At 38.7% G+C, this 23,358-nt stretch carries 18 protein-coding genes; 17 read left to right on the top strand and 1 reads right to left on the bottom strand.

The genetic code is table 11. The annotated features are described in order from the left end of the window. The first annotated feature begins 7 nt into the window (after positions 1 to 7). The 8 genes from bhn_RS08340 to bhn_RS08305 all read left to right on the top strand — a co-directional run bounded on the left by bhn_RS08340 (position 8) and on the right by bhn_RS08305 (position 9,845). Positions 8 to 1,423 carry an AI-2E family transporter gene (locus bhn_RS08340; RefSeq protein WP_071176262.1) on the top strand — a complete coding sequence of 472 codons (1,416 nt, stop codon included), beginning with the start codon at positions 8 to 10 and terminating at the stop codon, positions 1,421 to 1,423. A 73-nt stretch (positions 1,424 to 1,496) separates the two neighbouring features. After that, positions 1,497 to 2,528 carry a branched-chain amino acid aminotransferase gene (locus tag bhn_RS08335; protein WP_071176261.1) on the top strand — a complete coding sequence of 344 codons (1,032 nt, stop codon included), beginning with the start codon at positions 1,497 to 1,499 and terminating at the stop codon, positions 2,526 to 2,528. 106 nt (positions 2,529 to 2,634) lie between these two features. Further along, positions 2,635 to 3,252: a Holliday junction branch migration protein RuvA gene (ruvA, locus tag bhn_RS08330; RefSeq protein WP_071177480.1), complete on the top strand. Its 618-nt coding sequence runs from the start codon at positions 2,635 to 2,637 to the stop codon at positions 3,250 to 3,252. Positions 3,253 to 3,281: 29 nt separating this feature from the next. Continuing rightward, positions 3,282 to 4,292 carry a Holliday junction branch migration DNA helicase RuvB gene (ruvB, locus tag bhn_RS08325; RefSeq protein ID WP_071176260.1) on the top strand — a complete coding sequence of 337 codons (1,011 nt, stop codon included), beginning with the start codon at positions 3,282 to 3,284 and terminating at the stop codon, positions 4,290 to 4,292. Positions 4,293 to 4,342: 50 nt separating this feature from the next. Then, positions 4,343 to 4,750, top strand: coding sequence for a cell division protein ZapA (zapA, locus tag bhn_RS08320; protein WP_071176259.1), 408 nt, complete (start codon positions 4,343 to 4,345; stop codon positions 4,748 to 4,750). Positions 4,751 to 4,812: 62 nt separating this feature from the next. After that, positions 4,813 to 7,050 (top strand): peptidase U32 family protein, encoded by a 2,238-nt coding sequence (locus tag bhn_RS08315; RefSeq protein ID WP_071176258.1) that lies wholly within the window; start codon positions 4,813 to 4,815, stop codon positions 7,048 to 7,050. A gap of 4 nt (positions 7,051 to 7,054) precedes the next feature. Next, on the top strand, positions 7,055 to 8,425 hold the full coding sequence (locus bhn_RS08310) for an FtsW/RodA/SpoVE family cell cycle protein (protein ID WP_071176257.1): 1,371 nt from the start codon (positions 7,055 to 7,057) through the stop codon (positions 8,423 to 8,425). Then, positions 8,394 to 9,845: a peptidoglycan D,D-transpeptidase FtsI family protein gene (locus tag bhn_RS08305; protein WP_071176256.1), complete on the top strand. Its 1,452-nt coding sequence runs from the start codon at positions 8,394 to 8,396 to the stop codon at positions 9,843 to 9,845. The genes bhn_RS08310 and bhn_RS08305 overlap by 32 nt, the downstream gene beginning before the upstream one ends. On the opposite strand, the gene bhn_RS08300 is transcribed toward bhn_RS08305, so the two are convergent. Beyond that, positions 9,846 to 10,907, bottom strand: coding sequence for an HD-GYP domain-containing protein (locus tag bhn_RS08300; protein WP_071176255.1), 1,062 nt, complete (start codon positions 10,905 to 10,907; stop codon positions 9,846 to 9,848). 107 nt (positions 10,908 to 11,014) lie between these two features. Between bhn_RS08300 and bhn_RS08295 the strand changes: the two genes are divergently transcribed. From bhn_RS08295 to bhn_RS08255, 9 genes are all read left to right on the top strand, one after another. Next, entirely contained in the window at positions 11,015 to 11,341 is a 327-nt protein-coding gene (locus tag bhn_RS08295) for a hypothetical protein (RefSeq protein ID WP_071176254.1), read from the top strand. An 11-nt stretch (positions 11,342 to 11,352) separates the two neighbouring features. Further along, a complete protein-coding gene (locus bhn_RS08290; RefSeq protein ID WP_071176253.1) occupies positions 11,353 to 12,354 on the top strand; it encodes a hypothetical protein in 1,002 nt (333 codons plus the stop codon). A gap of 16 nt (positions 12,355 to 12,370) precedes the next feature. Next, positions 12,371 to 12,763 carry a GerW family sporulation protein gene (locus bhn_RS08285; RefSeq protein WP_071176252.1) on the top strand — a complete coding sequence of 131 codons (393 nt, stop codon included), beginning with the start codon at positions 12,371 to 12,373 and terminating at the stop codon, positions 12,761 to 12,763. 23 nt (positions 12,764 to 12,786) lie between these two features. Further along, entirely contained in the window at positions 12,787 to 13,323 is a 537-nt protein-coding gene (locus bhn_RS08280; protein ID WP_071176251.1) for a J domain-containing protein, read from the top strand. Positions 13,324 to 13,568: 245 nt separating this feature from the next. Beyond that, positions 13,569 to 14,636: a recombinase RecA gene (gene recA, locus bhn_RS08275; protein WP_071176250.1), complete on the top strand. Its 1,068-nt coding sequence runs from the start codon at positions 13,569 to 13,571 to the stop codon at positions 14,634 to 14,636. Positions 14,637 to 14,689: 53 nt separating this feature from the next. Further along, a complete protein-coding gene (locus tag bhn_RS08270; RefSeq protein ID WP_071176249.1) occupies positions 14,690 to 15,301 on the top strand; it encodes a regulatory protein RecX in 612 nt (203 codons plus the stop codon). A gap of 170 nt (positions 15,302 to 15,471) precedes the next feature. Then, on the top strand, positions 15,472 to 17,016 hold the full coding sequence (gene rny, locus bhn_RS08265; protein ID WP_071176248.1) for a ribonuclease Y: 1,545 nt from the start codon (positions 15,472 to 15,474) through the stop codon (positions 17,014 to 17,016). Positions 17,017 to 17,139: 123 nt separating this feature from the next. Then, positions 17,140 to 17,511 carry a metal-dependent transcriptional regulator gene (locus bhn_RS08260; RefSeq protein WP_071176247.1) on the top strand — a complete coding sequence of 124 codons (372 nt, stop codon included), beginning with the start codon at positions 17,140 to 17,142 and terminating at the stop codon, positions 17,509 to 17,511. A gap of 176 nt (positions 17,512 to 17,687) precedes the next feature. Next, complete coding sequence (locus tag bhn_RS08255; protein ID WP_161487311.1) at positions 17,688 to 22,814, top strand: InlB B-repeat-containing protein; 5,127 nt, start codon at positions 17,688 to 17,690, stop codon at positions 22,812 to 22,814. The last annotated feature ends 544 nt before the right edge of the window (positions 22,815 to 23,358 follow it).

The raw sequence follows: 23,358 nt of genomic DNA, 5'->3' as shown, positions 1-23,358 counted from the left end.
AAGTGTTATGAAAATGAAACCAGAAAAAAATCAAGTAACATGGGGCATTACCATATTTGTATTATGCGTTGCAGTTATGCTGGCATATTCGGTCATATTTCATGGCAAGACTCTGACCAAAAGCCTTACAGATATCATAAATGGTCTGTCAGGAATCATCATTGGCATCGTTATTGCTTATATCCTCATTCCTTTACTTGAGGGTATTGAAGAAAAGATACTGTATCCATTGTTTAAGCTTTGCGGCAAGGAAGTATCTGTTTTTGATAAAAAGGACAAGAAGGTAAGAGGAACTATCAGAAAGATAGCAGTTCTTTTGACTATGATCATATTCCTCTTTATCATCTATGGACTGTTTAGGATCATCATTCCTCAGCTTATAGACAGTATAAAAGAGATTGCGACAAATCTTCCTATCTATATCAGAAATATGGATGAGTATTCAAATATGTTCCTTAGTAACAACCCTGATCTTCAAAAGATCATTGATTCACAGCTGGATCAATACTATGAGAACTTAAGCGAATTCATGACCAAGAAGCTCCTTCCTATGCTTCCTTCAGCTGATACTATGGTGAAGGTTGCATCCAAGAGTCTTCTTTCGATCATTGGAGGTGTTCTTGATATAGTTGTCGGAGTTATTGTTGCTATCTATGTTCTTAATTCCAAGGAACGTTTTTCAACTATCGGCAAAAAGATGGCTTATGCTACATTCAGAGAGGATTTTGCAAACGAGCTTATTGGTGGCTTCCGATTTGCAAACAACACCTTTGAGAGCTTTATTGGTGGTAAACTTATAGATTCACTTATCATCGGTGTTATCTGTTATATAGGTTGTGCATTTGCGCTGCATATTGACTATCCGGTACTTATTTCTGTGATAGTTGGTGTAACCAATATTATTCCATTCTTTGGTCCATACATCGGTGGAATAGCAGGTGCACTGTTACTTGTCTTGATCGATCCTATCCAGGCACTTGTGTTCCTTATCTTTGTCATTATACTTCAGCAGTTTGATGGCAATATCTTAGGACCAAGGATTCTTGGAAGCTCAACAGGTCTTTCAAGCTTTTGGGTTATCTTCTCAATTACCTTGTTTGGTAAGCTTTGGGGAATAGTGGGATGGCTTATAGGTGTTCCTATCTTTGCAGTATTCTATGCATTTATAGCCAAGATCACCAATGTGCTTCTTGAAAAGAAAAACTTAAGTACCTCTACACAGGATTACTATGATCTTGCCTATATCGAGGGTGGAGAAAAGAAATCCCTTAGCGACAAGAATAATAATAAGTTCAACGCCAGCAAAGAAGCAGATACTTTCAATAAGATCTTTAATTTTGAAGGCATCAAAGAAAAACTAGGTGAAAAAAGATCAAGAAAAGAAGACAAGAAATCTGAAAAAAAGGATAATGATAACGCTTGACGGTTGATTACAAAGGTCTATAATGTTATGTATTATCGCTTTGGCGTGTTAAAGTTTGGAAGGGGATGAAGAAATGAGTAAGAAGAATTTAGACTGGGCAAATATTGGATTCAGCTATATGGTAGCTGATAAGAGATTTGTATCTAACTATAAAGATGGAAAGTGGGATGACGGTGTCATTACAGAGAATTCCATGGTCACACTTTCAGAGGATGCTGGTGTTCTTCATTACGCACAGGAATGCTTCGAAGGACTTAAGGCTTATGAGACAGAAGATGGTAAGATCGTAACCTTCAGACCTGACCTGAACGCAGCTAGAATGGAAGATTCTGCTAAGAGACTTGAGATGCCTCCATTCCCGGCTGATAGATTTATCAAAGCTGTAGAGGAAGTTGTAGCAGCCAACAAAGATTGGGTTCCACCTTTCGGAAGTGGAGCAACTCTTTACATCAGACCTGTTATGTTCGCTACAGGAAATGTTATTGGTGTTAAACCTGCTGATGAGTATCAGTTCAGAATTTTCGTAACACCTGTTGGACCATACTTCAAGGGCGGTGCTAAGCCTATCGTTGTTAAGATAAGTGACTTTGACAGAGCAGCACCTCATGGAACAGGTAACATCAAGGCTGGTCTTAACTATGCTATGAGCCTTCATGCTATCGTTACAGCTCATGAAGAAGGATTTGCTGAGAATGTTTATCTTGATGCTGAGTCAAGAACATATATCGAGGAGACCGGTGGAGCTAACATCATCTTCGTTACTAAGGAAGGTGGACTTGTAGTTCCTAAGTCACACACAGATTCAATACTTCCATCAATCACAAGAAGATCTATCGTATATGTAGCTAGAGAGATTCTTGGACTTGATGTTGAGGAGAGACCTGTTAAGCTTTCAGAGGTAGAGAATTTTGCTGAGATGGGACTTTGTGGAACAGCTGCAGTTATAAGCCCTGTTGGTAAGATCAATGACCACGGCAAGGAAATCTGCTTCCCAAGCGGAATGGATGAGATGGGACCAGTTATCAAGAAACTCTACGATACTCTTACAGGTATCCAGATGGGCAAAGTTCCAGCTCCAGAGGGATGGATCCACGTTATAGAATAATAATTTAGTGTATTTGAGGGCAAAAGAATTTTTCTTTTGCCCTCTTTTTTATACATTCAATGTGGTAGAATATAAGGAGTTTAGGAGAAAGCGGGGAGATTTTGGCTTGATAGCATATGTTAATGGAATCCTTGAAAATATTGAAGAGGGTAATGCTGTTATAGATGTTAATGGCGTTGGATATAATGTGAACATCTCCGGCAATACTATGGATAGGATGCCTGGTATCGGAGAAGTTGTTAAGCTTTATACATATACTAATGTAAAAGAGGATGCTTTTACATTATTTGGATTTTTATCTAGAGATGAGCTGAATTTATTTAAGATGCTCATTACTGTTAATGGGATTGGACCTAAGGGTGGCCTTTCTATTTTATCTGTTATGAGTCCTGATGATCTTAGATTTGCGATCATCGCAGGAGATAGCGCTTCTATTGCCAAGGCACCTGGAATAGGAAAAAAGACAGCTGAGAGGATAACTCTTGAGCTTAGGGATAAGATAAAGGCTACAGAAGATGATATGCTTTCTTACAGATCTGCCGGTAGTGAAGATCTGTCTGGTGAGGCAGCTCTTTCTAAGGATGAAGCTGTGGCAGCGCTTGTGGCTCTTGGCTATAATTCATCAGAAGCAGTTAAGGCAGTTAGAAAAGTTCTTTCAACTGATCCTGATGCAGCATCTGATACAGAAGTACTTCTTAAGAAGGCACTTAAGGAAATGTTCTGATAATTACTACTGGAGAGTTTTTGATAAGTATGGAAAAAAGAAAGATAGTAACATCAAGGGGAATTGATGCAGAAGCTAATATAGAAGATTCAAGGATAGAAGGTTCCCTTCGTCCAAAGAGTCTTGATAGCTACATAGGACAAAAGAAAATTAAGGAAAGTCTTAAGATCTATATTGAGGCTGCAAAGGGAAGAGGCGAAAGTCTTGACCATTTGCTGTTTTATGGACCTCCAGGACTAGGTAAGACAACTCTTGCAGGTATTATAGCTAATGAGATGGGCGTTAATATCAAGATCACCAGTGGCCCTGCAATTGAAAAACCTGGTGATATGGCTGCAATCCTTAATAATCTTCAGGAAGGTGATATCCTTTTTGTTGACGAGATCCACAGACTTAACAGGCAGGTAGAAGAAGTTCTTTATCCTGCAATGGAAGATTATGCCATTGATATCATGATCGGAAAGGGGCCTACCGCGAGATCTATAAGGCTTGACCTTCCACACTTCACACTAATAGGTGCTACTACTAGGGCAGGTATGCTATCAGCACCACTTCGTGACAGATTTGGAATGATCCACAGGATGGAATTCTATGATATCGATGAACTTTGTACGATCATCATGCAGTCTGCAGGGATTCTAGGAGTTGAGGTTGATGCCAATGGAGCAAAAGAGATGGCAAGACGCAGTAGAGGAACGCCGCGACTTGCTAACAGGATCCTTAAGAGAGTAAGGGATTTTGCTCAGGTTAAATATGACGGCGTTATTACTGAGAAGGTTGCTAATGTGGCTCTTGATCTTATGGACGTTGACAAGATGGGACTTGATCATACAGATAGAAACCTTTTGATGACAATGATCGATAAGTTTGGCGGCGGCCCTGTAGGACTTGATACTTTGGCAGCTGCGATAGGCGAAGATGCAGGCACTATAGAAGATGTCTATGAGCCTTATCTTATCAAGAATGGACTTATCAATAGAACGCCAAGAGGCCGTGTAGTCACGGATCTTGCACTTACACATTTAGGACTTGAAAAGTAAAGTCTCTGTGATTTATAATTTTACCATGCAATTACGAGGGGGAAAGATAGATGGCATCTAAGACAGATACCGAAGTAATTATAGGCGGAAAAGTATTTACTCTTAGCGGATATGAGAGCGAGGAGTATCTTCAGAAGGTTGCTTCATATATTAACAACAAGATATCCGAATACAACAAGATTGATGGTTTTAAGAGACAGCCTATTGATACACAGAATGTTCTTTTACAGCTTAACATTGCTGATGACTATTTTAAGTCCAAGAAGCAGATCGAGCTTATGGAAGAGCAGCTTTCCGAAAAAGAAAAAGAATTGTACGATATCAAGCATGAGCTTATTGCAACTCAGATGAAGCTTGAGAACACAGAGAAAAATAGTAAGTCACTCCAGACTAAGCTTGATGATTCATCTAAGAAGATCATTCAGCTTGAGACACAGGTCAAGAGTGCAAAGAAATGAGACTTTGAGGGCTGTCTTTTGACAGCCTTTTTCATTAGTGAGATTTATAGATAGGAATTATTATGGTTGAATTACTTGCCCCTGCTGGGGGCTATGAAACAATGGTGGGAGCATTTAATGCAGGTGCTGACGCCGTTTATCTTGGCGGTTCTAAATTTGGAGCCAGAGCCTATGCTGACAATTTTGACAAAGAGCAGGTTCTGGATGCCATTTCTTATGCCCATTTACATGGAAAAAAGATCTACATGACAGTTAATACTCTGGTTAAGGAAAGAGAGTATGGAGAAGTATACGACTTCATGCTTCCATTTGCTGAAAAGAAGCTTGATGGTGTTATTGTTCAGGATCTTGGAGTTATGAAGCTCATAAGAGATGAGTTTCCGGAAATAGAGCTTCACGGCAGTACCCAGCAGACTGTTACTGGTGTATATGGAGCAAAGCTTTTAAAGGAACTTGGCTGCGTGAGAGTTGTTCCTGCAAGAGAGCTTAGCCTTTCTGAGATGAAGAGCATAAAGCATAAAGCAGACATAGAAGTAGAAGCCTTTATTCATGGAGCAATGTGTTATTGCTATTCTGGAATGTGTTTATTTAGCAGTATGGTCGGCACCAGAAGTGGCAATAGAGGAAGATGTGCTCAGCCTTGCAGACTTCCTTATCGCTCAGATCTTACTGGTAAAAATAAAGAGCAGTATCCACTTAGTCTTAAAGATATGTGCACAGTGGATCTGATTCCAGAGCTTATTGAGGCAGGCATTGATTCTTTTAAGATCGAAGGCAGAATGAAAAAGCCTGAGTACGCCGCAGGTGTAACTCATATTTATAGAAAGTATATTGACCTATATTATAAGGAACCAGATAAAAAACATGAGATTTCCCGTGAAGATATGGAGATCTTAAGATCGTTATATCTAAGAACAGAGATAAGTCAGGGCTATTACCACAAGCATAACGGCAAAGACATGGTGACACTGGCTTCTCCAGCCTATAACGGAACATCTGATGCTGTACTTGCTGATATCAAAGACAGATTTCTTGGGGGAGAGCTTAAGATCAAGTGTGATATTGACTGTAAGCTTTCACTTGATGAGGATATATATATCACTATGTCTGCCTTTAAAGGAGCAGAGCACATAGTTAAGGAGATCAGAGGTAGTAAGGTTCAGACTGCATCGAAGCGGCCTATGGATAAAGAGAGCGTATACAAGCAGCTTTCAAGACTTGGAAATACTCCTTTTGAAGCTGAGAATATTTCTATATCTATTGATGATAAAGGAAATGGTGCGGGAATATTTGTGCCTGTTAGTGAGTTAAATGAGCTCAGAAGAGCTTTGTGTGAAGAACTGGAGAAAGCTCTTTTAACAGATGAACATGTGGAAACGGTCAAAAAAGACTATGGTAAGAGTCAGGCTAATGAAAAAGAAAGCCTTCCGGAGAATGTAAAGGGAGACGTGCATATACTTGTGACTACAAAGGATCAGCTTGAAGTGGCACTTAAAAAAGCTGATGAGTATAGCGATATTACAAGGATCTACGTTGACAGTAATCTATATCAGTCTCTTGATAACACTCCTTCAAGTCGAGGCCGACTAGAGCTTATGGTGGCGCTTCCATATATGACAAGAACTGAGCAGTATGATGGCGTCTCTGAGATAGAGCGTATCTTAGATTCACTTGGAGATAAGGGATTTGATGGAGTACTAGTCAGAAACCTTGAACAGCTTGGACTTTTGCATGACAGAAAGTTTTCTGGCAAAGTTATTCTTGATTATGGAATCTATATTTGGAATGGGCAGGCGGCTGAAATGCTTAAAGATCTGGCTTGTGAGGCATCGATTCCTTATGAACTTACATTCCACGAGGCTAAAGAGGTTTCTAAAAAGGTACGACAAAAGACAGGTCTTCCTGAAACCTATAATATTTATGGATACACACCTATGATGATAAGTGCCGGCTGTGTTAAGAAGACGCTTGGCACCTGTAGCGGTTTTCAGAATAAACTGCATTCTGAGAAACTTTCAATTTATGACAGAATGGACAATGAGCTTAAGATCACTACTAATTGCCTTGATTGTTATAATATAATCTGGAATGCACATCCTACTTCTCTTCACAAGAAGCTTACAAACATACAGGATGCGGGATGCTTTGACCATTACAGAATAGATATGTCTGTTGAGAGTCAAAAAGAATGTGCAGATATCATCAGCTATTATCTTGATAGCTTAAAGAGTGAGAGTGTGTCTGACATTTTTGAAAATGCAGAATATACGACAGGACATTTTAAGCGCGGAGTAGAGTAAATAGATGGAAGTTTATATTACTGAAATATCAAAATACGTCATTGCAGGACTTCTTTTTCTATATTCATTAGAGGCCTTCATGGCGTTTAGATTTAAGAATGAAGAAAAGAGAAAATGGCTGTATGCCAGACAGATCATACTGATGTTTGCGGTTCAGATCGCATGTTTTGTGCAGATAATGGCTAGAACTGGTAAAGCAGTCTATCTTTTTTTCTTCGCTTTTCAGATCATAATATTTGCTTCGGTGATAATGCTTTTTTATATCATTTATCCCGAAGGCAACAGGCTAATTATCAACAATAGCTGCATGCTTCTTATGATAGGAATGATCATTTTAACAAGGCTTTCCTACGACAGAGCGGTGAGACAGTTCTTTATCATAGTTGCATCCTTTGTTATAGGTTTTTTTGTTCCAGAGATCATTTTTAAGTTTGATTTTCTCAAGAAGTTTACATGGATATATGCGGCACTTGGCGTTACAGCAATTGGAGTGGTTCTTTTGCTTGGAGCTGTTACAAACGGTTCTAAGATCTCATACACGGTTGGCGGTGTTACATTCCAACCATCCGAAGTAGTTAAGATACTTTTCCTTTTCTTTATGGCAGGTGCGCTTTATTCCTCAGAAAATATATGGCAGCTCTTACTTACTTCATTTGTGGCAGCTGTGCACGTTATCATTCTGGTCTTGTCAAAAGACCTTGGAAGTGCGCTTATTTTCTTTGTGATATACCTTGCCATGATCTATATTTCAACAGAGAATATAGGCTATCTTGCAATGGGGCTTGGTTTTGCAACTCTTGCAAGTGCAGTAGCTTATCAGCATTTTTCTCATGTTCAGGTGAGAGTGCGGGCATGGATGGATCCTTTCACTGATATCGAAGGCTCAGGCTATCAGGTATCACAGTCTTTGTTCGGTATAAGCAGCGGCGGATGGTTCGGAGTTGGTCTATATGGTGGCTCGCCTTCCTCGATACCATTTGTTGAGCAGGACTTTATCTTTTCAGCTATAGCAGAGGAACTTGGAGTTATATTTGCCGTGATGATGGCACTTATCTGCGTCAGCACCTTTATTGAAATCATGAGGATAGGATATTTTCTTCGTGACAAATACTACAGGCTTGTGGTATGCGGTATCGGAGTGGCTTATATTTTCCAGACTTTCTTAACTATCGGAGGTGGAGCTAAGTTCATTCCTTTAACAGGTGTCACACTTCCTTTTGTTAGCTACGGTGGATCCTCTGTCCTTGTTACTATCATAATGATCATGATAGTTGAAGGAATCAGTATGATCAGGACCGATGAAAAGAAAGAAGCAATAGAACGTATTAAAAGGCAAAGAGATAATGAGAGAAGAAAAGCTTCGCAGCGAGACTAAAAAGAAAAAAAGAATAAGATCATATCCGATCATAGTATTATCGATCGTTTATTGTCTTTTGTTTGCATTAATGCTTGGATATATCTGTTATTACTCCTATACAAACAAGCAGGAGTTTATGAATAACAAGTACAATACAAGACAGCAGATACTGACAGCCAAGAATAAAAGAGGCGACATACTATCTAGAGATGGCAAAGTCCTGGCAACTACAGAGCTTGATGCTGAAGGCAAAGAAAAAAGAGTATATCCCTATGAAAAAGAGTTTGCTCATGTAGTAGGTTACTCAACAAATGGAAAGTCCGGAATAGAGGAGTTTGCCAATTATTACCTAATAAACACAAGTATTGAACTGTCGGAGAAGGCAGCGCTTGATAAAGCAGGTCAGAAGTACCCTGGTGACAACGTTATCACAACCCTTGATACTCATCTTCAGGAAGTTGCTTACAATGCACTGGCTTCCAGAAAAGGCGCTATCATTGTAACTAATCCTAAAACAGGTGAGATCCTTGCTATGGTTTCCAAGCCAGACTTTGATCCTAATACAGTAGCGACAGAGTGGGATAACATGTTAAAAGATACATCAGGAGACGCAAAGCTCCTAAATAGAGCAACTCAGGGGCTTTATCCACCTGGATCTACTTTTAAGATAGTAACTTCAATAGCGTATCTTACGGAGCATCCTACAGATTATACCCAGTATAGATTTAGCTGTAATGGTAAATTTGCTAAAGGGAGCGACGTGATTTCATGTTATCACGGAGAGAATCATGGAAACCTGGATTTTTATGGCTCTTTTGCTGAATCCTGTAACTCTTCCTACGCCAATATAGGTCTTTCTGTTAATCAAAAGACCTTTAATGATACCCTGGATAAGCTCATGTTTGGGCAGGACCTTCCTGTTGACTTTAGATATTCAAAGAGTAGTGCTGAATATACTGCAGGCATGTCAACAGCAGATGTGATGCAGCTATCTATTGGACAAGGAACAACAGCAGTTTCACCACTTCATATCAATATGATCACATCAGCCATTGCTAATGATGGCGTGCTCATGAAACCTTATCTTATTTCTGAGGTTAAATGTGCCAATGGAAAAGTAGTAGATACGTTCCAGGAAGAAAAGGTAAAGAGACTAATTTCTAGTGAAGAAGCTGGGATACTTAGAGATATGATGGAACAGGTGGTTCTTAAGGGAACGGCAAGTAAATTAAAAGGCCTTTCCTACACAGCAGCAGGAAAGACCGGTTCAGCAGAGTTTAATTCTTATTCAGATTCACATGCATGGTTTACGGGGTATGCTCCAGCTGATGATCCTGAGATATGTGTCACTATCATAGTAGAGAACGCAGGAAGTGGCGGAAGCTACGCAGTTCCAATTGCAAAGAGAATATTCGATGCATACTTTGGAGTAGAATGATCAGAATACTGATATGATAAACAGATCATTTCTGGTAGAAAGATCTATAAGTGAATCATCGTTCATTTTAATGAGAGGGCGTGAGAGCGCTCTCTCATTTATTAATATGATCTCACCGATCTTGCCGTTATTTAGCTGGACATTAAAGCCAAGCTGTGAGTTAGCAAGGTGAGACAGTATTGATTTAATGGATGCATAGTCATATTTGGTCAGACCTTCATTTTCATAGTTGGCTATGATTTGGAATGGGTGAAGCTTTTGTCTGTAGGCTCTTGGTGAAGTCATAGCTTCGTAGGTGTCAATGATAGCTATATATTTAGCAAATCTGTCTATTTCTTGATCCTTAAGAGCTTTTGGGTAACCAGTGCCATCACATCTTTCGTGGTGTTGAAGCGTGGCATTTAATACATGCTCATCAAATCCTCCTAATGAAGCAAGGAAATCGTGTCCTATAGTAGTGTGCTGCATAACAAGTCTATATTCTTCAGAGGTGAGCTTTTCTGGCTTCCACAAAATAGAATATGGAATACTGAGCTTACCAATATCGTAAACAAAAGCGCAGTATATGAGAAGGTCTATATCTTTATTTGAAAGACCAAGCCATGTTCCAAACACGCTGGCAATAAGTGCTGAGTTCAGGCAGTGAGCATAGATAAGATCATCTTCACTTGGAAGCATGTTGTAAAGGTAATCCAAAAGGAGCTCACCACTTTTGGCGCATACTATGATATTTCTGTAAACCTCCATCAGCTGACCCATGTTGATAGGCTGTCTGTTGTTTACAGATGTAAGCGTAAGATTTTTGAATACAGGGAAATAAATATTATAGGTGGACTCAAATTTCTTGAAACCTTCACTCTGTCTGACTTTCTCAAAGTGAGTAGTGATAAAATCTGATTCTTCCTTGATCTGAACTACCATTATAGAATGTCTGGCAAGTTTTTTGATGATGTTTTCTGTTATTTTAGTATTGGCAGAAACAATGATCTCATTTTTGTAATTAAGAATATCTTCCGCGGTGATCATACCGGGCTTTAATTCCATTCTAGCGACTGCTTTCATTTAGTTCTCCATATCATTCCGTCATGTGATATACTTATCATGGATTTATTCTAATATAAAATCCTTGTTTTGAATAGATTTTCTGCACATGGGAGACATATATTTTTATGAAAAAAAGAGGATTTTGTATTTTTTACAAAAATCTTTACTGGGGAAGTTCATTAAAAAAACATTCTCTTATAAAATGGCGGCTTGTACACGGAAGAGGACAGTTTAATATCTTCTGCATCACAAGATCTATGAATGACAGAGACCAGCTTGATATCATTCACTGTGCCTTTTTAAAACAGTCTTATTATCTTGAGCATCCGGTCATGATATATGGCGTTGCCAAAAGCTATGATGAAGCGCTAGAACTTGTAGTAAAGATATCTGATGAGGCAATTCAGAATGGATATGAAGGCAGGCTACTGGCGTATCTTGACAGAGAATAACGGAGTAACATATGTTGGCGGGAATTCTGACAGTATTAAAGATAATTGGCATAGTATTACTTGTGATATTAGCACTGCTTATTGCCATTATCCTATTGGTTTTATTTGTACCACTTAGATACAAACTGGATATTGATATACCTCGAACCGAGCTGCAAAGCGGCTTTGACATGGAAAAGATGTTCCTAAACGCCAGATTTACCTGGCTTTTGCATTATATAAATGCCGGGATCACGTATCCCAAGCAAAAAGAGTTTGAAGTGAAAATTTTGGGGATCCAAGTGTTCCCAGGAAAAGTAAAAAAGACCTCTGAAAAGGCCGATAAAGATATTGAGGACAAACCTTCTGAGGGTGTTATCGAAATGAGTAATATGGAGGACAAGCCCAAAGAAGAGGAGCATGAAGAACCTCAAAATGAGGAAGCTTTACAGGAACAAGATATAGAGGTATCTGAAAGCACTGAATCAGAGCAGCCAGACGAGGCTCATGAAGTAAAGGAAGAGACCACATCTGACGATGTGGATGGGGATGATTCCAAAAGCTTTCTGGATGTCATCTGGAAGATCATAGATTTTGTGAAAAAACTTATCGAAACGCCACAAAATGTGTTTTCGAAAATACAATATACAATATCTAGAGTTTGTGGTAAGATAGATATGATCAAAACCACGCTTGAAAATGATATATTTAAAAGAGCATATGCCCTTGTAAAAAGCAAGATCATAAAGCTTGTCAAGATGATCCTACCTGACAAAACAGATATAAGGATCACACTTGGAACAGGGGATCCTGCTCAGACAGCAGAGGTTATGGCAGCCTATGGAGCACTTTATCCAGTGCTTGCAGGTAAGGTTTATATGGACCCTGTTTTTGAAGAGAGTGTTATTGGACTTAAGGCTCATCTAAAGGGCCATATAACATGCTTTACAGTAGTGTATTGTGTAGCTGTTTGCTATTTTAATAAAGATGTGAAAAAAGTGATCAGGAGATTCAAGAAGATCATGAAATCCTGATAAGCTGGAGGTTAATATGGCAGAATCAAATTTTAGTGGTGTTGTTGAATCCCTTTTAAAGGGAATGAATTCTATACTTGCAACAAAGACAGTAGTTGGAGAGGCAACTCAGGTAGGAGATACTATCATTCTTCCTCTTGTAGATGTTTCTTTTGGTGTAGGAGCAGGTTCAACAAATGCAGATAAAAAGGATGGCGGCGCAGGCGGATTTGGTGCAAAGATGTCTCCCAGCGCAGTCCTTGTTATAAAGAACGGATCTACCAAGCTAGTTAATATCAAAAACCAGGATGCAGTAACAAAGGTTTTAGATCTCGTACCTGATATTGTGGATCGTTTTTCAAAAAAAGAAGAAATCATGGATGACAAATCAGCAGTAGATATTGCTTTTCCGGAGAATGAGGAAAAGTAATCCAGAAAGGCAGGGGTACCTTTATGGACGAGAGAAGAAATCTTGAAGAAATTATCTTAAACGGCAGTAAAGATGAGCTTGCCGAGTTAAGAGTATGGCTTTTTAAGGAAAGTGTTCGCTTAGAGAATCATGAAAGTGCTCTTTCAGAACGTTATGCTAAGTTAGAAGCTGATGAGATAGCTTTTAAGGAAAAGATGGATGCGGCTGAAAGAAAGCTTGAAAATGCACAAAAAAAATTAAATAATGACAAAGCTTTGTTTGAGCAGAGGCTCAAAATACTCAATAATGGCTTTGATGAGCTTAACAATGACAGAAGGAGACTTGAGACAGAATATTGCAGACTTGAACGTGAGAAAGTCTATCAGAGAGAAAATGAGTATGACGCCCTTGATCTGCTCTTTAGAGGTGCCAATACACCACTTACACTCAAGAAGAGATACAAGGATCTTATGAAGATGTTCCATCCTGATAACATAAGTGGAGACCATGATATGGTTCAGCTTATCAATCAGGAATATAGTGCACTTTGCAGACAGTATGATATGAGTGCAACCAACTAATAATGGATTAGTCTAGGGGGAAGCTTATTTTTGACATAAAAAAATATTTATGATAAATTAAACAAGTCATTGCTCTTTCTGAGTAATGACTTGTGTGTGTTCTACGGGGATTCTTTGATTCTTACAGTGATTCTGCTGAAGATTTCAAAAGTAAAAAATCAAAAAATATTTATTGACATAATCGAACGTTTGTTTTACTATAAATTCATGGATAGAACGAATGTTCTTTTGAGAAGGAGATTAGTATGGAAAGAGAAGAAAAACAAAAAGCATTAGAGGCAGCTCTCGGACAGATTGAGAAGCAGTTCGGTAAGGGAGCTGTAATGAAGCTTGGTGATTCATCTGATACTATGAATATTGAGACTATCCCTACAGGATCATTAAGCCTTGATATCGCGCTTGGTCTTGGTGGTATTCCAAAGGGTAGAATTATAGAGATCTATGGACCTGAGTCCAGTGGTAAGACAACAGTTACACTTCATATGATCGCAGAGGTTCAGAAGAGAGGCGGAATTGCAGGATTTATCGATGCTGAGCATGCTCTTGATCCTGTATATGCCAAGAATATTGGTGTAGATGTAGACAACCTCTATATCTCACAGCCAGATAGTGGTGAGCAGGCTCTTGAGATCACAGAGACAATGGTTCGCTCAGGCGCTATTGATATTGTAGTTGTAGACTCTGTTGCAGCTCTTGTTCCTAAGGCTGAGATCGATGGCGATATGGGAGATTCTCACGTAGGTCTTCAGGCAAGACTTATGTCACAGGCTCTTCGTAAGCTTACAGCTGTTATCAGTAAGTCAAATTGTACAGTAGTATTCATCAACCAGCTTAGAGAGAAGGTTGGTGTTATGTTTGGTAATCCTGAGACAACAACTGGTGGACGTGCTCTTAAATTCTATTCATCAGTTCGTATGGATGTTCGTCGTATCGAGGCTATCAAGCAGAACGGTGAGAATATCGGTAACAGAACAAGAGTTAAGGTGGTTAAGAACAAGATTGCTCCTCCTTTCAAGGAAGCAGAGTTTGATATCATGTTTGGTAAGGGAATCTCAGCTACAGGAGACATCCTTGATCTTGCAGCTGGTGTGGATATCGTTAATAAGAGTGGTGCCTGGTATCAGTACGAAGGTGAGAAGATTGGTCAGGGTCGTGAGAATGCCAAGCTCTATCTTGAGAATAATCCAGAGATTCGTGCTGAGATCGATGCTAAGGTGAGAGCTCACTATGGACTTCCAGTAAATGGCGCTGTAACAGCTCCTAAGGCAGAAGAGGAAGCTCCAGCACCTAAGAAAACAAAATCATCAAAATAATGACCTGTATCGGTGACCTTCGGGTCACCGATTTTCATAAGAGGAGTAAGTAGATGATCGTTAGTGATATCCTGGAGCTTGATAAAAAAAGAAGTAAGGTGTTTATAGATGGAGAGTTTGCCTTTGTAATGTATAAGGGCGAATTTCGTGAATATGGCATCAAATTAGAGGCTGAAATATCAGATGAGACATATGAGACCATTATTTCTCTTCTTCTTCCAAAAAGAGCGACAAAGCGTGCTATGAACCTTCTTCAAAAAAGGGACTATACAGAAGCTAAATTAAGAGAAAAGTTATCTGAAGGCTTATATCCGCAAGAAGCTATAGATGCAGCAATTGAATATGTAAAATCTTATCATTACCTTGATGATGAAAGATATGCCCGAGACTATATTACTTATCATATGCCTACTAAGAGCAAAAATAGGATAGTACAAGACCTAAGTAACAAGGGAATAAAGAAAGATATACTTATTCCAATCTTGGAAGAACTCTACGAGGATGAAGATTTGGACCCAGAAGCATCTCAGATAGAGGCACTTCTTCAAAAAAAGCACTATTCAAAAGATTTGGAATATAAAGAACAACAAAAGATAATTGCGTTTATTTTAAGAAGAGGTTTTTCCTTAGAAAAAATTAAAAGCGTAATTAATTTTTCTTACTAAAAGTCTGAACTAAGGCATTTTTTCTTGGTCTATTGTATGTACATATCTTGACACTGTACTTTATTAAAGGTAAAATTTAAGTGTTGTAAAATTGTATATAAGTGGGCTCTGAGGGGACCTGCTATACAAAATATTGTACAATGAAAATTGAATAAGGAGGTGCTCCTGTAATGAACTATGTCATTATTGCAGTAGTAGCAGCTCTTGTCGCTTTTATTGCAGCGTGGATGCTTTCTACGTTACATCACAAGAAGGTATCTGATAGTAAGATTGGAAGTGCTGAAGAAAGGGCAAGAAAAATTATTGACGAAGCACTCAAAAATGCTGAAGAAACAAAGCGTGAGAAACTTCTAGAAGCCAAAGAAGAGGCACTTAAGACACGTAACGAGCTTGAGAAGGAAGTTAAGGATCGTAGAAACGAGGTTCAGCGTAGCGAACGTCGAGTTCAGCAGAAAGAGGAAAATGTCGAAAAGAGATCCGAAGCGATCGAGAGAAAAGAGCAGAGTTTAAATGCCCGTGAAGAGGCACTCAGCAAAAAGAGCGAAGAGGTTGCTAAGCTTAATGAACAGAGAATACAGGAACTAGAAAAAATCTCTGGCTTAACCTCCGAGCAGGCAAAAGAGTATCTTTTAAAGATAGTCGAAGATGATGTAAAGCATGAATCAGCTGTCATGATCAAAAACATGGAAGCTGAGGCAAAGGAAGAAGCTGATAAGAGAGCAAAGGAGATCGTTGTTAATGCGATCCAGCGTTGCTCAGCTGATCACGTATCAGAAACTACAATTTCTGTAGTGCAGCTTCCAAATGACGAAATGAAAGGTCGTATCATTGGTAGAGAGGGTAGAAATATCAGAACTCTTGAGACAATGACTGGTGTAGATCTTATTATTGATGATACACCAGAGGCGGTAGTTATTTCTGGCTTTGATCCTATACGTAGAGAAGTTGCTCGTATAGCACTTGAGAAACTTATCGTAGACGGTCGTATCCATCCAGCTAGAATAGAAGAGATGGTAGAGAAGGCTCAGAAAGAAGTTGCTGCTAAGATCAAAGAAGAAGGTGAAAATGCTGCGATAGAGGCAGGTGTTCACGGACTTCATCCTGAAGTTATCAAGATTTTAGGACGTATGAAGTTCAGAACAAGTTATGGACAGAATTGTCTTAAGCATTCTGTAGAGGTAGCTCAGCTTTGTGGACTTCTTGCATCAGAGCTTGGACTCGATGTTAGAGTAGCAAAAAGAGCCGGACTTTTACATGATATTGGTAAAGCTGTTGACCATGAACTTGAAGGTTCACATATCCAGCTCGGTGTTGATATCTGTAAGAAGTACAAGGAATCTCAGATTGTAATCAATGCGGTTGAGGCACATCACGGAGATGTTGAACCTCAGTCACTTATAGCAGTTCTTGTTCAGGCTGCAGACACTATTTCTTCTGCAAGACCTGGAGCTCGTAGAGAGACTCTTGAAACTTACACATCTAGATTAAAAGAACTCGAGGATATTACTAATAGCTTTAAGGGTGTTGATCACTCATTTGCTATTCAGGCTGGCCGTGAAGTCAGAGTAATGGTAGTTCCTGAGCAGGTTTCAGATGCAGATATGGTGCTTATGGCTCGTGATATTGCCAAGAAGATCGAGGATGAGATGGAATATCCTGGTCAGATCAAGGTAAACATTATTAGAGAGAGCAGAGCAACTGAATATGCTAAATAATTAAAAAGCTGTCCTTATGGACAGCTTTTTTCTTTTTAAATATTTTTCTCAAGTAGAATTACTTGTAAAAAATGATTGCGTGCAATATAATAAAAAATATAATGATGAAAAGGGGTTAGTACTATGCACGAATCTGGTGAAGATTATATCGAAACTATATATCTGTTAAAGAAGCGCAATGGTTCAGTTCGCTCTATAGATGTAGCTAATGAACTTAATTTTTCACGTCCTTCAGTATCAAGAGCTGTAGGAATACTTAAAGATAACGGCCTTATCACTGTAGAAGATGATGGCGAGCTGATTCTTACAGAAGAAGGACTAAAAACTGCTAAACATGTATATGAGAAGCATACTAATCTTACTAAGTTCCTTATGATGACTGCCGGAGTAAATGAGACTATCGCAGAAACTGATGCCTGCAGAATTGAACACATCATAAGTCCTGAGACCTTTAAGGGTATCAAGAAGTATGTGAAAGAGAATAAAGATAATTGAATATATATATTAATGAAAGATTATTTAGCCACTTAGCTTTGCTAGGTGGCTTTTTTCATTAATTTCTAGAAAATAATCACAATTTTACAAAAAAAATAAAAATATGATGATTTGTATGATTGCCTTCTTAGTACAATTTAAAAGGATTTTTTATGAGATTAAAGGGAGGCATAGAAATGTGCAAAGGAATTAAAAGGTTTTTATCATTCTTACTTGCTTTAGCGCTTATACTTACTACTTTTAGTAGTGATCTTGCAAGCACTAGGGTATATGCGGTTGGATCAGTAGAAGAAATGAATGAAACTACTGATAACACTGAAGATGGAAATATATTTGAAAGCTTTTCAGAAGTAAATGAGAAAAGCGATGCTGTAGACAATGCAAATGAAGGCGTTGTTACAGAACCTTCTGATGAAAGTGGCGTGGAAGCTACTAATATAATCGCATCAGAAGAGAATACTTCTAATGAAGAAAGCACTGAGGTATCCACAGAAGAAACTTCAGTAGATGCTTCAGTAGATGCAAGTTCAGAGGCTTCAAGTGAGGATGCTAGTGCAGTAGCAAGCACTGAAGCTTCAGAAGATGCTGCTACACTTGCAAGTAGCGTAGAAGAGCTTGAATTTGATCAGGATAAAGTGATCGACGGAATCAAGATCTCTCTTTATGCAAAGAAGGGTGTTCTTCCTGCAGATGCAGAGCTTCGTGTTGAGAAGGTCGAGACATCTTTAGAAGAAAAGATCGAAGATGCAATTGATGCTGAGACAGGTTCTGATGTAAATGTTGAAAAGACATATTCATATGATATCAACATTTATTCTGAGAGCGAGGGCAAAAATGTACAGCCAGAAGAAGGAAATGTAAGAGTCACATTCGAACAGGTTCATGAGGCTAGTGACAAGAATCTTTCCCTTGAGGTTTACCATGTAAAAGAAAATGATGGAGAAGTTCAGAATGTAGAAAAGGTTGCTGAAGGAAGCAAAAATTCTACAGAGACTGAGATCAGTTTCGATGCTGAGCATTTCTCAATTTATACACTTACACTTATTGAATATCATCTGGTCGGCAAGGATAAGAAAAATACAATTACTATTTCAATGGTAAATGAAAAGGGAGAAAGCATTGGTAAAGATGTATCTCATACAGTTTCACTTGGTCTGCTTGATCTGTATGAAATATCTACCAGCGAAGTGGCACCTACAATTTCTTGCTATGATTTTTCTATGGCAAAACTTGGAGATGAAGAATTTGATCGTTTCAAAGTAGATGATGGAAAAGTATATGCCTATGTTGAGAAATTTGGATTTGATAAAAAGATTGGTGAGATAAAATCTGATAGTAAAGTCACTTTTGTTTATAAAGAAGCTGTTTATAAAACATATGAGCATCTTGATCTTGGCTTTACAGATGAAGAGTTCAAACTTTACAAGAATGATTCATCTACTAAAATCTATGCTTATGTCAATGGTCATAAGTATAGCATGGGCATAACAGGTCCTTACAATGGTTATGATGCAGAACTTGGAACATACGAGTACAGACTTGACCTTGGCGTAAATGGTGCTCCAGAATCAGTTAAATCAACAGATACAATCGTATTTGAAGTTGAGTATAAGGGACAGACATATCGTTATGAGCCTACTTCATTTGAAAATGCCAAGGCTTTCGAGAGCTGCTACTATGCTCACAGATATATTCAGGATTATTTTGGATTTGACTATTACTATAGCTTTACAGAAGAGTTTAAAGTAGTTGGAAATCTTATCTATAACAAGAATGATGGTTCTACAACATTACCTGTAGCTGACAAGCAGGAAGGAGAACATGCAACATCATTTACATTTACTGTAAAAGATATTAAGGATACAGGCCTTGGAACATTTGAGGGACATACATTCCTTGGTTGGTCTGAAAGTGCAGATGCTAAGGTTCCTCAGTATAAGGCTGGAGATCCAATTGTAGTTGAAAAGAATGGAAGAAAAGAGCTCTATGCAGTTTGGGGAGAAGAAGATGTTTATATTCCAGTATATGCCACAGATGGATCTGGAAAATCTGTTGTAAATCCTCAGTTCAAGTCAATTCTTGGACTTGAGTATGTTCAGTGGGATTCCTATTACCCAGTAGGTGTTATCAAACTTCCTGCTTCATTTTTTGAAGGAAAGACATCTCCATACATCACTTCAGAGGAGGACCTTAATGCAGTATTAGATGCTGTTAAGGCTATCGATAAGAGCTGCCTTAAAGATGGTGGCGTTGGTAACGCAAATAATACAGTTGCTGAAAATCTTAAATATGTGCAGAGAGATATAGGTAAAGATTCAAATTCTAAGTTCACAGCACTTTTTGATTACACATATAGTCCTTCTATAAGCCACCCAGATGGTGGAAGCTTCAAGTACCATCTTGATCTTAGATTTACTACTAATGATGTATCATTTAAGGGTCTTTATTATGTAGGTGAAAAACATATTGAAACTAAGGATCTTGGAGAAAGCACTTCATATCTTTCAGGAACGCCTTTAACCTACAAGGATGCATCTGATGTTGTATCAGCTTATGCAAACGGCTATAAGCTTGAAGATATTTATACAGATGAAGCTTGCACTCAGAAGTTTAATGGACTTGAGGCTATTTCAGCTAATATGACTCTTTATGCTAAGTTTACTAAGTCAGAGAGAGAGAGCCTTGCATTCTTTATCATTAAGGATTCTTATGCAGGTGTACCAAATGCTGGACCACAGGAATCAAAGTACTATTATCCAGAAAGTGGTAAATATGATTGGAAAGGTTCAGCCAAGAACTTTGATCTTTTGACACCTACATATACAGGTTCAAATGGTTATGTTTCTATCTATAATTGGGAAAATGGTATCAACCAGGAGTACACAGGTTGGGCATATGATACTGGTGTTAAGGACAAGATCAACGCTTATGTAAGCAGCACATTTGGTTCTAACTTCTCAGAAAGCGATGTGGTTTGGTACGTATATAAGAGACAGTCAGGTGGTTCTAGACATATTGATGGATATGTAGCAGCTAACGTTACATACAATGCAAATAACGGCGGAAAAACTTTAGATGGTAAGACAGAAGTTGCTGGTAATAAGGTTAGATTTGGAACAACAACAGACGTACTTGCCAATATGTTTACCAATTCAAATTCTAACTTCGTTGGCTGGAATACAAAGGCTGATGGATCAGGAAAGTGGTATGGAACAACATATAATAACAAGACAATCAAAGTAAATGATAAGATTGTTCTTTATGCTCAGTGGGATAATGAAGTAACATTTAAGGCTAATTTCATTGTTCAGGGTGAGGATGGTTCTTTCTACACAGATGGAGCACTTAACTATATCATGCAGAAAGAATTCACGATCAAGCTGAAGGATGGCGAAACAAAGAGTGTTACTCCAGAAGTATATAAAAATAGTAAGCCTTCAAAGATCTCAAGCTATCTTATCCCTGCAATAGGCGGCGTTAAGATGATGTTTGATAGAAACATCGTTGATGAGCAGGGTGTTACTTATACAGTTGCTCCAGAAGAAGTTGCTGGTAACTGGTCAGGAACAGTAAGCGAAGATGGTGAGCAGTTAGTTCTTAATATCTACTACTTGCGTGATGACTTTAGTACTGACGTAGTTGTTACATCATTAGACGAGGAATGGTTCTATGATGGAACAGCTCATGAGTATGACAAGGAAGAGAAGTTCACTTACACAAGTTCATCTAAAAACATTGAGGTAACTGATGTTACACTTGCATCTAATAAAGTAACAAACGTAAGTGACAACAAGCCTGGTAACAATGAGATAACAGCTCTTAAGATCAAGAATACTGAAACTGGTAAGGAATATTCATTAACAGTTAAGGATGGCAAGGTTGTAACAGGCGGCGATGCAGCAACAAAAGTAACTGTTGTAAACGGATCTCTTAAGATCAAGCCTAGAACAGTAACACTTACATCTAAGACTCTTACTAAGGAATTTGATCTCAAGGCTCTTACAGCTGATGAGAGAGTTGAGGCTGGCGAGACAGATGCAAAAGAAATTACAGCAACAGCATTTAACGCTGAAACAGGTGAAGGATTTGTTTCTGGCGAAGGAATCGATGCTTCTAAGACAGAATTTACTGGAAGCAGAGTAGAAGTTGGTGGTACAGGTGAAGAGGAGAACGAATTTACTTATGTCCTTGCATCAGGTCTTTTAAAAGAAACAAAGGCTGAGAACTACACTATTGCAACTGAGTTTGGTGATCTTGTAGTTACAGATAGAGAAGAGAAATTTGTTATCAAGGTTCGCCTTGGTGCTGAAGGAAATGGTGGCGACACAGTACTTCCTTATAACGGAAGTTCGCAGCATGCTGACCTTACAGTTCATGTATATGTTGATGCTGAGAGTTCATCAGGTCTTGAGGATCTTGTAAATAGACTTAACTCACTTTTATCAAATGTAACTAGCATTGGTACTCTTGTAGTTCATGCAGAGGAGAGTGAACCTGAAACTCCTGAAGGAACAAAGGTAGATGCTGAAACAGTTAAGATAAATGGCGTAGAAGTTACTGTAGATAACCTCTATGTATCAGGCGGAGAAGGAACTGACGTAGGTAAATATCCTGTTGTTCTTAATTCAGATAATATGACTGTTGATGCTGTTATCGATGGTAAAGAGATTAACCTTAGCAAGCAGGTTAGAATCGAAGTTGAGAACAACATCACAACAGTAACTAATGAAAATGAAGCAGAAGAAAAACCTGAGTCATCTGAAGTAGTGATCGGTAACCTTGTAGTAGAAAAGAGAAATGTAATTCTTACTTCTGGTTCTGGCAGAAAAGAGCAGGACGGATCACCTCTTACAAATAGTACTGTTACAGTATCTGGTGATGGATTTGCAAATGGTGAAGCTGGTCAGGAAGGTGCAATTTACAATGTAACTGGTTCAATCTCCAGTGAAGGAAGCACTCCTAACACATTCACATATACACTTCAGGAAAACACTAAGGCAGATAACTACAACATTACTACAGTATTTGGTACTCTTGAGATCTACACTGTTGGCGGAGAGGACAATCCTCCTGCAGAGGGTGGCACAGTAACAACAGCTGCTCCAGCTGCAGCTCCTGCAGGTGCAGTACTTGGTGCTAGAAGAGATCCTGCTGCAAATGGTCAGGCAGTACTTGGTGCTAGACGTGCTAGAACTGAAGATGCTACAAATAATACAGGTAGATTTATCGTTATCCTTATTGCTGCTGGTCTTGCTTCATGCATGACATTAGTTGGCAGAAAAAAGAAGGAAGAAAAAGAGTAATATCAAACTTAAACAGGTACGTTTAACATAAAAGAACTGGTGCTTTGCACCAGTTCTTTTTATTTATCAGCGTTACCATTCACAGTTTTGGGAGCCGCAAACTGTTTCCCTGGGGCCGTGCCCTGCCACTTCCCAGTAAACTGCGGTGGGGCCGCCAGCCTGAAGTTTATTTTTGTTCATCCTTCGGATTTTTATGTTCATGGCATTATATTTCTTACTTTAAATTCTTTGAAACAAACTCGCCTTTGATTGCCATTTTTGCATGTAAAGTTTTGGGTTTGAACGATTTCAAAAAAACGCCATTTTCTTATGCTCATAAGCAGCTTTTGAAACGCATGCGGTTTGCGCTTAGCAAGAGCGTGCGTATTAAAACAAAAGCTGCATGAGCATATAGAAAAGTATCGTTTTTTTGATTAGGGCAAAACAAAACTTTACAGCAAAAATGGCATCAAAGACTCAGACAGTGTTTCAAAACAGAATTTATAGCAAGAAATATAACGCTCATGAACATAGAAAAATCCTTAGAGATTCACAAAAACAAACT

Source organism: Butyrivibrio hungatei, from assembly GCF_001858005.1.
In the GTDB taxonomy this organism is placed as follows: Bacteria; Bacillota; Clostridia; order Lachnospirales; family Lachnospiraceae; genus Butyrivibrio; species Butyrivibrio hungatei.
Note: the sequence above shows the minus strand (reverse complement) of the source record. Positions and strands in the feature narration are given on the sequence as shown.